At 53.0% G+C, this 15,635-nt stretch carries 12 protein-coding genes; 7 read left to right on the forward strand and 5 right to left on the reverse strand.

The window, feature by feature from the left end; genetic code table 11:
- Positions 1 to 49: 49 nt before the first annotated feature.
- Positions 50 to 1,105: a YdiY family protein gene (locus tag C5Y96_RS16535; RefSeq protein ID WP_105355556.1), complete on the reverse strand. Its 1,056-nt coding sequence runs from the start codon at positions 1,103 to 1,105 to the stop codon at positions 50 to 52.
- Between the two features lie 253 nt (positions 1,106 to 1,358).
- Positions 1,359 to 2,366: a hypothetical protein gene (locus C5Y96_RS16540; protein ID WP_105355558.1), complete on the reverse strand. Its 1,008-nt coding sequence runs from the start codon at positions 2,364 to 2,366 to the stop codon at positions 1,359 to 1,361.
- A gap of 316 nt (positions 2,367 to 2,682) precedes the next feature.
- On the opposite strand from C5Y96_RS16540, the gene C5Y96_RS16545 reads away from it, so the two are divergent.
- Positions 2,683 to 2,943, forward strand: a complete 261-nt coding sequence (locus tag C5Y96_RS16545) for a hypothetical protein (RefSeq protein ID WP_105355561.1) — start codon at positions 2,683 to 2,685, stop codon at positions 2,941 to 2,943.
- 152 nt (positions 2,944 to 3,095) lie between these two features.
- Here C5Y96_RS16545 and C5Y96_RS16550 read toward each other — a convergent pair whose 3' ends face one another.
- The 3 genes from C5Y96_RS16550 to C5Y96_RS16560 form a co-directional block, all read right to left on the reverse strand.
- Entirely contained in the window at positions 3,096 to 4,034 is a 939-nt protein-coding gene (locus C5Y96_RS16550) for a glycosyl transferase (RefSeq protein ID WP_105355564.1), read from the reverse strand.
- A 129-nt stretch (positions 4,035 to 4,163) separates the two neighbouring features.
- Positions 4,164 to 6,185 carry an NAD-dependent DNA ligase LigA gene (gene ligA, locus C5Y96_RS16555; RefSeq protein ID WP_105355567.1) on the reverse strand — a complete coding sequence of 674 codons (2,022 nt, stop codon included), beginning with the start codon at positions 6,183 to 6,185 and terminating at the stop codon, positions 4,164 to 4,166.
- A 65-nt stretch (positions 6,186 to 6,250) separates the two neighbouring features.
- On the reverse strand, positions 6,251 to 6,625 hold the full coding sequence (locus C5Y96_RS16560) for a cupin domain-containing protein (RefSeq protein ID WP_105355569.1): 375 nt from the start codon (positions 6,623 to 6,625) through the stop codon (positions 6,251 to 6,253).
- Between the two features lie 173 nt (positions 6,626 to 6,798).
- Here C5Y96_RS16560 and uvrA point away from each other — a divergent pair, with 173 nt between their 5' ends.
- The 6 genes from uvrA (at position 6,799) to C5Y96_RS16590 (ending at position 15,565) form a co-directional block, all read left to right on the forward strand.
- Entirely contained in the window at positions 6,799 to 9,642 is a 2,844-nt protein-coding gene (uvrA, locus tag C5Y96_RS16565) for an excinuclease ABC subunit UvrA (protein WP_105355572.1), read from the forward strand.
- A 6-nt stretch (positions 9,643 to 9,648) separates the two neighbouring features.
- Complete coding sequence (locus tag C5Y96_RS16570) at positions 9,649 to 10,530, forward strand: hypothetical protein (RefSeq protein WP_105355574.1); 882 nt, start codon at positions 9,649 to 9,651, stop codon at positions 10,528 to 10,530.
- Complete coding sequence (locus C5Y96_RS16575) at positions 10,527 to 11,573, forward strand: ThiF family adenylyltransferase (RefSeq protein WP_105355576.1); 1,047 nt, start codon at positions 10,527 to 10,529, stop codon at positions 11,571 to 11,573. The genes C5Y96_RS16570 and C5Y96_RS16575 overlap by 4 nt, the downstream gene beginning before the upstream one ends.
- A gap of 103 nt (positions 11,574 to 11,676) precedes the next feature.
- Positions 11,677 to 12,258: a hypothetical protein gene (locus C5Y96_RS16580; RefSeq protein WP_105355578.1), complete on the forward strand. Its 582-nt coding sequence runs from the start codon at positions 11,677 to 11,679 to the stop codon at positions 12,256 to 12,258.
- A gap of 142 nt (positions 12,259 to 12,400) precedes the next feature.
- A complete protein-coding gene (locus C5Y96_RS16585) occupies positions 12,401 to 13,459 on the forward strand; it encodes a hypothetical protein (protein ID WP_105355580.1) in 1,059 nt (352 codons plus the stop codon).
- 387 nt (positions 13,460 to 13,846) lie between these two features.
- Positions 13,847 to 15,565, forward strand: coding sequence for a response regulator (locus C5Y96_RS16590; protein WP_105355582.1), 1,719 nt, complete (start codon positions 13,847 to 13,849; stop codon positions 15,563 to 15,565).
- Positions 15,566 to 15,635: the final 70 nt, after the last annotated feature.

A 15,635-nucleotide genomic window follows, 5' to 3' on the forward strand; every position in this document is an offset into this window, starting at 1 on the left:
GTATAAACCAACCTTCCAGCCGATGCGCCAAGCGGTTGTTCAAGCCAACTTAGAATTGCCAGATCAGCAAACAGGCATAATCCAAGTCGTTTCTTTTGCGATTATTTGGCGTACTATCGTAGCGATCTTCCGCACTAAGCTTCAATGAAAGCCCATGATCCAGAGCGATCGTATAACTCGCGTCGGTCACGCTACGGTAGCCCTGGTTTGCTTCAAATGCTGGAAAGAATTCAAATTTGATCTGAAACGACTGCTTCTCGGTAATCTGATGGGTTAGCTCTGAGCCCAAAGTGGCTTCAGGAATGATCCCCTTCTGTGGGCTTCCGTACTCCTGTGAAAAACCAGAACCGATCGACAATGTCCAGTCGGTTGCATCGGTCTTATATGGCTTGTAACTGACACCGCCGTTGAACACCAACCGCATGTCAAAGGCTTTGAATTCATCGTATTCGACATCCGTTTTTTCGAACAACGACCATTTCTCGTGAATCTTCAGCGGCCACTCCAACTTGTGTTTCACATAGGCGTTGTTTTGCGTCAGACCATCTTTGTCGCTCGTACGCAGGTGTCGGATATCCGCTGAAAAGACAGTCGCATCCCCTTCTCGTTTGATCTTAGCACCCACACGCAAACTATTGGATTCTGTATTACCTGTCTGACCGTTCAGGCCCAGTTCAGCACTGTTCTTCCACTTGGCTTTGCCGAACCAGTAGTCGACATGGTAGTACTGGCCGTAAGGAACATAGTCGAAGTAGCCGTATGTATCTTCTTCCTCTTCCTTCGGCTTCTCATCCTTTTTGGCGTCTTTCGGCTTTTCCACCTCTTCTGGCGTAGGCTCTACAGGCTTCTCTTCTTCTGGCTTCGGCTTGGGCAACTCTGGCAGAGGCGGTAACTCTAAGACAGATGTGAGAAAGGACTGCACATCATCCTCAGGCATCAGGTAATGAACGAATTCAGAGTCTGATTTATCAACAGAGGACTGCTCGAAGTAGCTAAGTCCGATCCCATCGAAGTCTTCGCTATCCGCAGCATGCGAATACGACGCTAGCGTCGTAAGCGAGATCAGGGACACAATTAAGATCGAATGTGGAAAGATCCATCCCATTCGGGGAATTTCCTTGTCGGACTCCAAGGTGGGCAATTACCGAGAGGAGTCGTATAAAGAAATTCTGACCTGTTGCCAATACCAATCGTTAGCGCAATGAATGAGCCATGTGCAAAAAAAAGAGCGTCCCGAGCTGCAAGCAGCTAGGGACGCTCTTAATGCTGGCGTACAAGGACTTATGACCTCCGTGCCGCCGTATCAAACTGCAATTGTTTTGGGTGAGCCTATCGACACAATCGTCGAATCCATCTCTTTAGCGGACCTTCACAGCACTGGGTGCGACAAGGTCGGCAACAACAGGGGGTGCACCCTGAGTCAAGTGCTGGGCAAGGCGTTGTAATTCCGACTGGTTCATCGGCAACAATCGCTGCTGGCTCACTTGGCTGGTCAGGCTCTGAATCACCTTCCACGGACTGACTGGCGAGGACGGAGACGAAGCTGGCGTCGGGGATCCAAGTCGAGCGAGGAGCTCCCCCACGGTGGACTGCGCTTCCTCCATATCGCGTCCGGCGCGATTCAATTGTTTCTGCATCGTCAGAAGTTGCTCCAAAGATTGAACCGCAAATTGGGAATCTCCCATCTGGCAGATCAAGTCGGCTTCAATCTGGATCATGTCATTGGCAACTTGACGGGCTTTTTTCGTGCGAGATTGCCCATCAACCAACTCTTGCTGCATCGCAAAAACATTTTGCAAAACCAGGTCTGCCTGCTTCGCTTGCTGTGCTTGCAACACGAGTCGATCCTGCAAGTTGACCAGATCAGCCAGCGTCAATTTTGCCTTGCGAACATCCCCCTGGGCCAGGATCAGCTGCGAGTGCAGATTGGCCGACTGATTGAACGCATGCTCTGCCTGAATCGCGGCAGGATACTGACTGGCAACACGATCATGGAGACTCGAGATACGATCGAGCGTGACCTCAGCCTCGTGCATCGCAAGTTCCATGGCCGTTAGACGTTGAAACTGAGCCAGCAGCTGATCGTTGACCGCGCTAACGCGCTGCGTCAGTTGCTTCTGTTCTTCCAATGAAGCCAACAGATCATTCGTGCCACTGATCGTGGTTGCGGCTTTGCTAAGTTTTTCGACCGAGCGATCCAAACGCGAGACGCGAATGTTGAGATCGTGGAGCTGTTCTTCCGAAGGCCGAACGGCAAAGACGTAGACCAGGACCACGCCTAATATGATCCCAAACGCAAAAGAACCCCAACTATAAGGTTCGTAGGCGTGCTCTTCCCCATCGAAGTTGCGATAACCGTCGCTCATCGTCCACCTGCCTCCTGCGGCCAGCATTCATCCTAGATTTGCTAATCGTTTCCGTACGATAGCAGTGGTTATCGTCACCCTTTATGCAAGCATGAAGGTCTTTTCAGATTGCCCAGTTTAAATTTATATAGGACGGTTCGGGTTGTAGCGAATGAATTACTAGTGCGTTTTCCGTTGGAAGAGGCATCTTTGACAGCATTCAAGCTGAAGCGTTGTGTTGTATTGTTGCCGAGGTTTTGCCCTAGACCCGCTACAACCATCCTGGTACCCTTCGCGCCCACATAAGTCTCGGGCGGTAAGAAAAGGTATTTGGATTATGAGCAACAACTTCAATTTCTTTGAATGGATGCGTAACGGAGTCAAGTCGGCTGTCTTGCTGGGCGTTTCAGACGCCGTGGAAGAAATCGGAATGCCAACCGAAGCCGAAGGCTCTGAAAACAACATGCTGAGCTTCCTGCAAAATGCCAAGACGCAGAAGATCAGTAATGCCTCGAATTCCAGCAGCACCAGCACTCGGACCGGTAGCCGAAAGCGTCTCGGACGTTCGCTGAAAGACATCGAACCATCCGCGAAGTAGTCGAACCAGGCGGTTCACTCCACCACGAATCAAAAAAGGCCATCTGATTCAACTGAATTAGATGGCCTTTACTTTGTTGACCTGTTGCTCTGCAAGTATCAACGGCAAACCGATATCGATGTCGGTTTGCGTTGAAATCGCAACAAATAGCTTTAGGCTGCTCTCGCCTGGGACTCTGGCTGGGCGGAAACAGAGTTTGTCTCCGACTTCTTCGCCGTATGATCGACTCGCGGCTGCTTGGGATTGAACAGTTGAGGAATGGCCTTCTTCAGTCGACCATGCCACCAGAATTTGTTGCGCCAAAGCGGGACATGCGAAAACTCGGGCGTTTCCCAGTCTTTTGCGGCAATACGATCCGCCATCAGAGCAGGGTGAGTTCCCTTATAGGGAACACACGATTGCATGTCGTAAATGTATTCGCCGACTTCTTCGAGGGGTCGATCCTTGATGTTCCGGACCTGCTTTCCCTTCTTGTCAAAGACGTAGAACTGCTGGAATTGAGCAGCCTTCTCAGCCATGGCTTTAGGAGGACGGACATACCCGTAATGGAAGACTCGGGCGTTAATCAGGCTCGAATTCAATCGGTGTCCATTCTTTCCGAAACCACAGGCATCGCCAACGCTACGAATTTGAGGGTCGTTCCGCACAATTCGCACTTGGCGGCGGTAACCCAGCGGATCGCGAATGCTGTAGTCACCCCGGAAGTGTAGATACCGAAAGCGAATTCCGTCGACCCATGGCTTGTGCCAATTGTCTTGCATAGCCTTGCGAATGACAGGGTAATCGACCTCGTGGATCACCTCGTCCGCTTGGATATAGAAAAACCAGTCACCATCGCAACGGTCCATCGCCAGGTTGGTCTGATAGGCCAACACTTCGCCGGCCTTCCGCATTTCAGGGTCCCATGGCGTGATTTCGATATCGATCTTCGGGTCGCCGATTGCTTTCAAGACTTCCAGCGAATTGTCCGAACAATCCCCGACCTGAATGACGAACCGGTCGACCAGTGGCAATACCGACTTAATACTCTCCACAAACGGGTACCCGAAGCGTACACCGTCTCGCAGAATTGTGAATCCACAAACGCGCATTTGACGCATCCTTGCGACGCTAGCATTTCAGTTCACGGCGGTGCTTGCCTGTGAACCGACTGTTGTTCCATAAACTGTGCGTGACGATAACAAATCGATCGGTTTGAAACCAACCCAGTTCACGGACGATCAATTTGCCGCAGCGTCCATTTCCTCTAGCAGATCGGCGAACTGCTGCTCATTGAGAACCGTCACACCTAATGCCTGAGCTTTTTCGAGCTTGCTTCCCGCCTTGTCGCCGGCAACGACGTAGCTGGTCTTCTGGGAAACGCTTCCTGACGCTTTCCCACCTCGGGCTCGAATCAGTTCTTCGATTTCGTCTCGAGTGAATTTCTCCAGTGTGCCTGTCACTACGAACGTCATTCCTCCAAAAACCGCCGGCCCGGCATCTTCACCTCGCTTGGCAGTTTCCATCGAAACACCGACGCCTTTGAGATCTTCGATCGTCTCCTTGCCGAATTCTCCGTGGAAGAATTCACGAACACTCTTGGCGATCACGCCGCCAATGTCTTCGATTTCCGCAATCTCTTCTTCCGAAGCTTCCACCAACTTGTCGATCGTCCCGAAGTGTAGGGCCAAACGCTCTGCGCCTCGGGCACCTACATGGCGGATGGAAAGGGCGTTCAGCAGGCGGCCAAGTCCGCGTGATTTACTTTCCATGGCTGCGGCAACAAGCTTGTCGCCAGATTTCTTCCCCATGCGGGGCAGGGCGGCGATTTGATCCGAAGTAAGTCGATACAAATCGCCGTATGTCTTCACCAACTTCTCGTCGACCAGCATGTCGACCAGCTTGTCCCCCAGGCCTTCGATATCCATCGCATTTCGCGTCGCAAAGTAGCGAATGCGTTCTTTGATCTGGGCCGGGCATCCTTGCCAGTTGGGGCAGCGAATGTAAACGCCTCCCTCATCCTTAACCACAGGCGTACCGCAGGAAGGGCATTCAGTTGGAAAAGGGAAGGGGGGAAGATCTTCCTTTCGTTCGTGTTTTTCAGTGCGAACGATATGCGGAATGATTTTGCCTGCCTTCTCGACGACAACGACATCGCCGATACGAACATCTTTACGTTCGATCTCGTCAGCGTTGTGTAGGCTTGCCCGCGAAACGGTCGTCTCGGCAAGCTCGACCGGCTCCAAAATTGCCACCGGTGTAATGGCCCCCGTTTTGCCGACCTGGACCTCGATATTGTTGACCTTGGTGGTCGCTTCATACTTCTCGAACTTGTAGGCGATCAGCCAGCGAGGGCTCTTGGAGGTCGAGCCGAGTCGTTCACGCTGTTCGAAGCGGTCGACCTTCAGAACGAGCCCATCTACCTCGAATTCCAACTCATGAAGCGACTCAATCAACTCCTGACAGTGTTCGATAGCGGATTCGAAATCGACAAACGATTTAACAAACGGAGTCGCAGGCAATCCGTACGAATTCAACTCTTGTAGGAACTCGGTATGCGAGGCTGCCTTAAGCCCCTCGACGTATCCGACGCCATGACAGAATACCCGCAGGTTTCGCTCTGCGGCGATGCGTGGATCAAGCAAACGAATCGTCCCGGCCGTCACATTACGGGTATTTTTGTAGGCTGGAAGGCCTGCTTCGGCTTGCTTCTCGTTGAGCTTCACCAGGTCGGCGTTGGTCATGTAGATTTCGCCCCGGACTTCCAGTACCGGTGGCACGTCATCGCCGGACAACTTAAGCGGCACGTCGGCGATCGTGCGAACATTATGCGTGATATCGTCCCCAACCGTTCCGTTACCTCGGGTCAGTGCCCGGGTCAGTACACCATTCTCGTACAGAATAGATACCGCTACACCGTCGATCTTGAGTTCGACCACCCAGGCAATCTTTTCATCGGGCAGCAGCTTATTGATGCGTTCGCCGTATTTCTTCAGCTCTTCCAAGCTGTAGGTATTGTCGATCGAAAGCATCGCAATGCGATGTTCATGTTGCTCCAGATACGGAACCGGAGCGTCACCAATCCGCTGCGTCGGGCTATCAGGGGTGATCAGTTCGGGATGCTGCGACTCGATATCCTTGAGCTTGTTGAGCAGCTTATCGTAATCAAGGTCCGAAATCTCTGGACTTGCTTCGACGTAATACTTCCGATCGTGGTAGCGGATCTGGTCACGTAGCTTTTGAATATCCGTTTCAACCGACATGAAAAGATTTCCTTCTTCATTCCCACGAAGCGAGGGCTGGAGTAACCGCAACGACGACCTAAGAGCTATTCCTGACACTCAGGCGGAAACTGGGCGTTATTGGCCGCGTTGGGAACCAGGCACAAGAACTTCAGCGGAGAACTGCCCGTGTTTCGGAACTGATGAACTTCGTCCGGCTCGACCAAAATAGCGTCCCCAGCTTTGATCGGACGGGGGGAGTCGTTTTCCAAGATCACGCCTTCCCCAGCGATCACGTAAACCTCGTGTTCGTACGGGTGATGATGGTGGGGCGTGTATCCTCCCGGGGCGACTTCAAACTGGCGCATGGCAAACAGCGGGGCACCATCTTTTTGACTGATCAATTGTTTAACCTGACAACCGGAAACACCATCCATTTCGACCTTCATGGCGTCGCCTTGATCGATGTTCTGAATCTTCATTTCCAATTCACTCCCTCTAGGAACACGGATACTCGGAACAAAGAAAACTTATCCCACCCCCAGGGCCTGAACAAGTGGACAGTCCTCCCCCCCTGGTATTCTGACAACAACATTCTGGGTAACATGAAAATTCCATTTGCCATGATGGATCACATCCAGAGGAAAGGCGAACCTTGTCGACACTGCAGATAGAGGCCCGAGGGGTCGAAGTTCATAACCTGAAAAAGGTCGATCTCGATATTCCGCACCGTCAGCTGATTGTCTTCTGTGGAGTAAGTGGAAGCGGGAAAACGAGTATGGCCCTCGATACGCTCTACGCCGAGGGACAGCGCCGGTATATCGAAAGCTTCTCTGCCTATACGCGGCAATTTCTCGATCGGCTGGAAAAACCCGAAGCGGATCGGATCGACAATATCCCCCCGGCCCTGGCTGTCACCAAGGTAAACGACACCCGCTCCAGCCGGTCTACGGTGGGCACGGCAACTGAAACCACCGATTATCTCCGGCTTCTTTTCAGCAAGATCGGAAATATTATCTGCCCCAGCTGCAATCAGCCAATTACCAAAGACACCCCGGGGCGCGTCGCCGATCACATCTGCGGGGCAGGGGGAAGCGGCCGGATGATGGTCGCGTTTCCCGTTGCTTGCGAAAGTGATGAGTGCGAAGGGGTCATCGAGCAGTTGCGCGAAGACGGCTTCGTCCGGGCCATCGTGGCTGGCGAGACCATTTCGTTGACCCCGGAACAGGACGAGGCCCTCAGCAAGCGGCTTGAGTATGGCGAAACGATCTCGGTAGTCGTCGACCGACTGACGCTCGAATCGCTCAAGATCGAACGCTTGAGGGAATCGCTCGAAACCGGCTTCGCACACGGCGACGGGGTCTGTGAGATACTGCTTCAGCCCCAGGAAGAAGGCGAACTAAAAGGGCAGGGGAGTGCCGTCGTAATCGATGGAACGACCTGGCAGAGCCTTCGCTACAGTAGCCAACTTCGCTGCGAAGCATGCAACCTGGAATTCATCGAACCAGACCCGCGGCTGTTCAACTTCAATAGCCCCCTGGGGGCCTGTCCCGAGTGCGAAGGCTTCGGCAACATCATCGACATGGACATGGACCTGATCGTCCCTGATCGTCGCAAGTCGATTGCCGAAGGTGCCATCGCCCCTTGGAATACGCCTGCCTACAAGCACGAGTTGGAAGAACTTATCGCGTTGGCTCCCGACTATGACATCCCCATCAATACACCTTACCGCGATCTGACCGAAGCCCAAATCAACCTGATCATCGAAGGCGTACCTGAACGCGAGTTCGGCGGTCTGAAGGGCTTTTTCGCCTGGCTCGAGCGCCGCAAGTACAAAATGCACATGCGCGTCTTCCTCAGCCGCTGGCGAAGCTTTCGCATGTGTGAATCATGTCGAGGAACTCGCCTTCGCCCGGAAGCCCTGGCCGTTCGCGTTAATGGGAAGAATATCGCGGAGATCTCCTCGATGAAAATCGTGGACGCTTTAGAGCACTTCCGCCAATTGAACCTCAGCACCTATGAGAGCGCCCTTTGCCGCCAGGTACTGCCACAAGTACTCGCTCGCTTAGAGTACTTGTGTATTGTGGGGCTTGGTTATCTTGCGTTGGATCGTTCGCTGCGAACCTTGAGTGGTGGCGAAGCGCAACGGGTCACGCTCACCAGCACGCTCGGCTCGAGCCTGGTAAATATGCTGTACGTGCTAGACGAACCAACGGCCGGGCTTCATCCGAGCGACATTACGCGGCTCAATGAAGCGATTATCGACCTGCGGAATCGTGGCAATACGGTGGTTGTCGTCGAGCACGAAGAAACGCTTATTCGTGCCGCTGATCAGATTGTCGAGTTCGGTCCCGGGGCAGGGGAGCGAGGGGGCGAGATCATGTTCCAGGGGTCTCCTTCCGAAATCGAAGGGGACGAAGACAGCCTTACCGGCGAGTTTCTCTCCGGCCACCGCAGCGTGGTCCGCAAACGAGACCGTCGTACGGCCACGCATGGAAGAGTTCGCCTGAAAGGAGCCTGCGGCAATAACCTGAAGAACCTGGAAGTCGAGTTTCCGCTGGGGGTCCTAACGGTTGTCACTGGCGTTTCTGGAGCAGGCAAGAGCTCACTCGTCGATCAAACCCTTTACCCGGCACTTTGCCGCCGCAAAAAGAAAGAGAATATCCAGAGCCTGCCGTATGACGATGTCTTCGGCGACGGCCAGATCGACGACGTCGTACTGGTAGACCAGGGACCGATTGGTCGTTCGCCTCGGTCGAACCCGGTCACCTACATCAAAGCCTTCGACGAAATCCGTAACGTCTTCGCCGGAACCATGCAGGCCCGCACTCGCAACCTGACGGCCAGCCACTTCAGCTTCAACGTTCAAGGTGGCCGCTGCGAGAGTTGCAACGGGGACGGGCACATCGCCATCGACATGCAGTTCATGGCCGACGTCTACGTCAAGTGTCCTGAATGCAAAGGGCAACGCTACAAGAAGGAAGTCCTGGAAATTACCTACCGTGGCAAAAGCATTGCCGACGTGCTGAACATGACCGTTCGCGAGGCGTTCGTCTTCTTCCGCGGTCAGCCCAAGGTACAAGGCAAGCTGAACCTGCTCAACGAAGTGGGCCTCGATTACCTTCGTCTCGGCCAACCGGCCAATACGCTATCGAGCGGGGAAGCCCAACGTTTGAAACTGGCCGGTAATCTGGCGACCACCAAGAAGGCACGTACGCTGTTCCTGATGGATGAACCAACCACCGGCCTACACTTTGCCGACATCGTGCAGCTATTGGATTGCTTTGAAAACCTGCTGCAAATTGGCCATTCGCTGATCGTCGTCGAGCATAACATCCACGTGATGATGGCCGCCGACTATATCATTGACCTGGGCCCGGGTGCCGCCGACGAGGGAGGCAATGTGGTCGCCATGGGTACGCCGGAAGAGATTGCTGCGAATCCCGATTCCATTACCGGGAAGCACTTGGCGGCAGCACTGAAGACCTTGAAAGCATGATCGGACATGGCTTTCTGCATCACTGAGGGAGACGCCGAGATGCTGATTCAGGGAAGCACCTCGACTATCCAGGCCGAGATCTGGTGCTTTCCCGAACAACATGGAATTACGTTTTCTAGCAGTGCCTTCTTAGAAGGTCCATTCAGTTCGCGTGGCAAGACCCTGACAACGAAATTCCAGTTCGTTCCGTCAAAGCTAGGTGCACAAGATGCCTGGAAGGCGACCATACTCGAACCTGTCCTATGGTCTACTCGCACGCCTGCTCTCTATGAAATGCGTGGCATATTCGGCACGTCTTCGACGATTGGTCTCCGAGACATTCGAATCAAGGGCGACAGCTTCTACTGGGAAGATCGACGTTGGGTTGCCCGTGCAACGGCACTCCAGCCGAGAGAAACGCATCTCATGAAGGAGTCTCCATATCAAGATGGACTATTGCCCATCGTACCGCCGCTTGGTTCAGCAGCCTTAGCTCAAACCGATAAAATCGGTTCGGCAATGATCGTCGACGCGACACAAGTTAAGAAGAATGACTTGGCGAGCGAAATCTCCCGGCTTAGCGCCCATGTATCCGTGACGATGATCCTTCTCCCAAACAACTGCGACGAAGATTATCGCGATGCTGCACACTCGCACGTTCTGCTCGGTACTTTCTTGAAAGCCTCACGACAAGTACCGGAATGGGCAGAGTTTATCGCCGTATCCGAATCGCGACTTTCTTTGGGCTGGAGCCCCAATCGTCGACTTCCCATCGTTGCGATGCGAGAATGTAATACAGAGAATCGCTCACCAGCAGAACTTCGCGGCTTGTGCGATCAATTCCAAGCCGATCTCGACCACGGTGCCGACTACGCAGGCCTTTGGCTACTTCCGAAAGCATCTTCATGACCCAGCCGAATCGCGATCCTTTTGCCAGGTACGCTCGTCAGATGAGCTATGCCCGCTTCGGTCGAGAAGGGCAAGAGAAGCTCGCGCAGTCGACGGCGTTGATTGTTGGTCTCGGGGCACTCGGTTCGGTGATCGCAAACACCCTAGCCAGATCAGGCGTGGGAACCGTAAGGATCGTCGATCGCGACTTCGTCGAGTGGAATAACCTTCAGCGGCAAGTCATTTATACGGAAGAGGATGTTCGCCAACGCTTACCTAAAGCAATCGCGGCAAAGAACCACCTGGAAGCAGCCAACGCGGACATTCGAATCGAAGCTGAGATTGCCGATGTCGACCATCGCAATATCCGCCAGCTTTGCGATGGAGTGGATGTCATTGTCGATGGGACAGACAACTTCGAGATTCGGTTTCTGCTCAATGATGCCTCGCTGGAACTTGGTATTCCATGGGTTTACGGCGGTTGCATTGGTGCCGAAGGGCAGACCATGACCATCGTTCCCGGGGAAACGCCCTGCCTGCGATGTGTCGTTCCGGAGTCTCCACCACCAGGCACAACACCAACGTGTGACACGGCTGGAATTCTGGCTCCGATCATCGGGGTAATCGCATCCATTGAAAGCATGGAAGCACTCAAAATACTTAGCGGTCATTCTCAGCAGATTAACCGAACGTTAACCGTGTTCGACCTGTGGGAAAATCGCATCCGCCCAGTCAAGCTAGACGGCCTTAAAGGCAACGCAGACTGCCTAGCTTGCGGCCAGCGCGATTTCGCATGGCTATCGGGGCAAAAGGGGAGCCAGTGGGCGGTTCTCTGTGGGCGAGATGCCGTTCAGTTGAGTTTTCCCGAGGACAACGAGATCGATCTCGCAGAATTTGCCGAGAAACTCAAGCCACTCGGAACGGTTGAGGCGAATCCTTACCTGCTTCGAGCGAACATTGGCGAACATGCGTTTACACTGTTTGGAGACGGGCGTTGTATCGTCCACGGAACCAGCGACCCGGCCGAGGCCCGTTCGCTACATGCCCGCTATATCGGAACGTGAGCCACCATTCTGGTTTTGGATTCCGCAAATCATTACAATGAGAAAAGCTTCCTAAGGCTTTAAATCACCGTAGTTTCACCCTCGTGCGACCAAGGATTTTCCTGTGACGGAACAACCCCACCACCAGTTCAATGAGTCTGACTTCCAACGCATGTTAGATTCCATGTTCGTCGCTGAAAACGAAGAGCTCCTGGCCAAATTGCGGGAACAAATCAAATACGACGAGCAAGTGGAAGAACTTTCCAAAGCGATTGGGATCGAAGACAAAAGTCTCATCCAAAGCTTGATGGACCTCGGCATTACCCCCCATAGCATGGCCGCTTTAACGATGTACCCCATGGTATGCGTTGCCTATGCCGATGGGGTGCTGAACCTTGAGGAACGTGACCTGATCATGAAAATGGCCAACGAATGGAACATGAAACCTGGTGACGCCGGTTTCGAGGTTTTGAATCATTGGCTAGTCGAGGGCCCAACCGAAGATGGTTTCGCGGTCTGGAAGAAGTATATTCAGACCGTCATGACCCAAATGACACCTCAGCAGATCGCTGACCTGAAACTCAGCATCATGAACCGCTCTCACGCCGTTGCGACCGTTGTGGGAGACGTTTTAGGGCGATTTGGCAACCGTACGAACAAAGCGGAAGATGCCCGCCTTGCAGAGATTGAGTCGGTCTTCCCGTAAGATCGGGTGGCACGGGCTCTTCTTTTTTCCACGAATCGTTTGCAAGAATTCGCTCTACTTTGCAAACTAAAGGACTTACAGGGGAATTCCAAGGATCGATTCCCCTGATTCCTTTTCCACTCATCCCAAGCTCGTGGTTCTCATGGAGCGATCCAGCGCGCGACGTCAGGCACTGCTTTTCCTGGTGGGGGTCTGCCTATTAGGTATGACCGCTGGTCGGTCGTTTGGCGTGGAGCTAACCGCACAACTAGCCGAAAACGGATTTGAGAAATTTGGCTCGAAGTGGGTTCTCACTGAAGAACTCGCTTTGAAGCGAGATCTGGATGCCTTGGAAGACATTGTCAAACGCATCATCCCGCTGCGCCGCCAGATCGATCTTGCCGTTGCTGACAACACCTTGCGATGGCAAAAGCAACAAGCGACGTCGAAGCTGATTGACCAAATCGCTATCATTATGCGTCGTTCGGCCGTTGGCACAGACGAAGAGAAAAAGATCCAAAAGCAAGTTGATCAACTCAAGGAAGCTAGTCGGGAACTCAAGGACGGGGTTGACCCAAAACGCTTCGGCGGCCAGCCACACATGCGGGCCATGCTCGAATCATTGACCCTCATGCACCAACAAGCATCTGTCTTGGCAGTTCGCGTGGAGAACGACTCCACTGAGATCAATCAGGCTTATCAAAAACTGTCCAACACAACACAGACTTGGCTGAAAGAGCACCCTGAACTGAGCATCGGTCCACTCTTCCGAGTTGAACAAATTGATCAAGCGGTTCGAAAGGCCCGAGCATCGATCAATTTTGAAGACATCCCGATGTACCTTCAGGGGGATCAAAAGCGAGTTGGAGTTGTTCTAAGCGACCAATTTCCAACCGTCCTCACCGTATGTCCAAAGGACAATCGGCTCATTTTGACTTCCAATATGGCCTACACGATTGGTTTGCGCGATCTAAGCGGGGCCGATAAGGTAACGCTTCCCTGTGGCACCGAAACCAAGGGCCGAACCGGCAAGATTCCCCAGGTCCGCATGGGGTCGGCCACTCTGGTTGATGTATCAGTCATCGTCCTAGAACCCTCGGACGAGCATCTAGGGGGTTTTGTTGGCCTCAAGCTACTTCAGGCCTGGAACCCGACTTTTGCCAAGTCGGGAATTTCTCTTTCTCTCGATGCGTCTAATCAGGCATCAACAGCTTCTCGATAAGGTTCATGCAGCCAAGAACACTCACTCGGCCATCGCAAAGCGGACACCCGCATTTACATGGTTTTTGTGAGTTTTTAGACGACGATGCTTCCATTGCTTTAGATAATGGTAACAATAAGAAACTTGGGAAGTTCCATTTAGGCATCGAGATGAATTTTTGCTGGAGCGAACCAAATTATTTCAAGATTGGGTTTTCCTAGTTTCGGAATAAGCATTATGAATAACCTCGCGGGTTGTTGAATTTTGGCAAACTTTGCGTGTTGGCTAATTTCTATCCATTAGAACGCCGAAAGCGTTCTAGACGGGCAGATAATTGTACACGGCAAAGTTGAACGTATAATTCACTGAGTCGATCACCGCGATAGTATTTTCTGAGGAGTATTGGGGTTGGCGGCGAAACCCAAAATCCTGTGCCTGTGCGATGCCAACAACGATTCCAGTGTTGTTGAGGAACTTCGTCAGGATTTTGAAGTCACGGAAGTGAACAATCCACTTCGCGTGATTGCCAAACTTCGAAACGACCCCTACAGCGGGCTGTTCATTACGACTTCTCATCAAGAGGTCGCCAGCCGAATCAGCAATCTTCTCGAGAACGAGCACATTCTTGATGGCATGCCAGATGGCGTCGCCATGCTCGACCGCGAGAACACCATCCAGTGGGTGAATTCCTGTTTGCAGCGTTGGGCCAATCGAGGCGACTTGGTTGGCCAGAACTTTTACGCGGCACTCAATAGTCCCGAGATCCTTGGCCCTGACTATTGTCCGTTTCATACGGCAATGACAACCGGCCAGGCAAGTGGGTCGACACTACGAACGGAAGACAATCGTTACTTCCACGTACACGCGGCCCCGGTGCTTGTCCCCAACAGTCCGCCGAATAACCTCATCGTTACCGTCCGAGACGTTACCGATGAAGTCATTCAGCGACAAAAGCTCGACGCGATTCATCGTGCGGGGATGGAATTAGCCGATCTGACGACCGAAGAAATCTTCAATATGGAGGTTTCCGAGCGTATCGAACTTCTCAAGAGCAACATCCTGCACTACACCAAGGATCTGCTCAGTTTCGATGTCATTGAGATTCGCCTCTTGGACCAGCGAACCGGCGAACTCGTACCGCTTCTTTCTGTCGGCATCGACAAGGAAGCCGCAGAACGTGAACTCTATGCACAAAGCACCAACAACGGCGTGACCGGCTTTGTGGCATCGACAGGCAAAAGCTACCTTTGCGAAGACACCAGCAAGGATCCGCTTTACCTGGAAGGGTTCAAGGGTGCAAAGAGTTCATTAACGGTTCCTCTGCTGTTGCACGATCAGGTCATCGGATCGTTCAACGTCGAAAGCCCTGAACCGCGGGCATTCACCAACAGCGACTTGCAGTTTCTCGAGATCTTCTGTCGCGACTTGGCCGTCGCGTTGAATACGCTGGAGCTACTCGTTGCTCAGCAAGCCAATACAGCCCAAGCCAGCGTCGAAGCAATTCACAGTGCCGTTGCCTTGCCCATCGACGAAATCCTCAACGATGCCGTGAATGTAATGCAACGTTACATCGGCCACGACGAGGAAGTTGTCGAAAAGCTGAAGAACATCATTCAAAACAGCCGCGATATCAAACGCGTGATTCAACGTGTCGGCGAGAAGATGACGCCAGCCAAGGCAGTTCCGGCTTCGGCCAAGCAAGAACAACGGCCTTTGCTCAGATCCGCTCGCGTTCTGGTCGCCGATGCCGATGAATCAGTCCGCAGTGCGGCTCACGCGTTGTTGGATCGCTACGGCTGCGACGTGGAAACGGCTCATGATGGTGCCGAAGCGTTGTGCATGGTCCGCGCTGGCCTGCACTCCACCGGTTACGACGTCATCATCAGCGACGTTCACCTACCCGATATGTCCGGCCATCAACTCATGGTCAAATTGGGCGGCATTATTTCCCCCGTCCCTATGATTTTGATGACGGGCTTTGGCTACGATCCTGGACATTCAATCGTCAAGGCTCGCCAAGCAGGCCTTCTGCCCAACGCAGTTCTCTACAAACCGTTCCGCCTCGATCAACTGGTCGAAACGGTCGAACGCGTCATGACCGCCTTCGCCAGCACACCGTCGCCGTAGTTCCATCGGCGAAATCTGATCTTACGAGTTAGCTGACGTAACGTAGACTTCATGTAGTCAACTGCCATGC

Source organism: Blastopirellula marina, from assembly GCF_002967715.1.
Classification (GTDB): domain Bacteria; phylum Planctomycetota; class Planctomycetia; order Pirellulales; family Pirellulaceae; genus Bremerella; species Bremerella marina_B.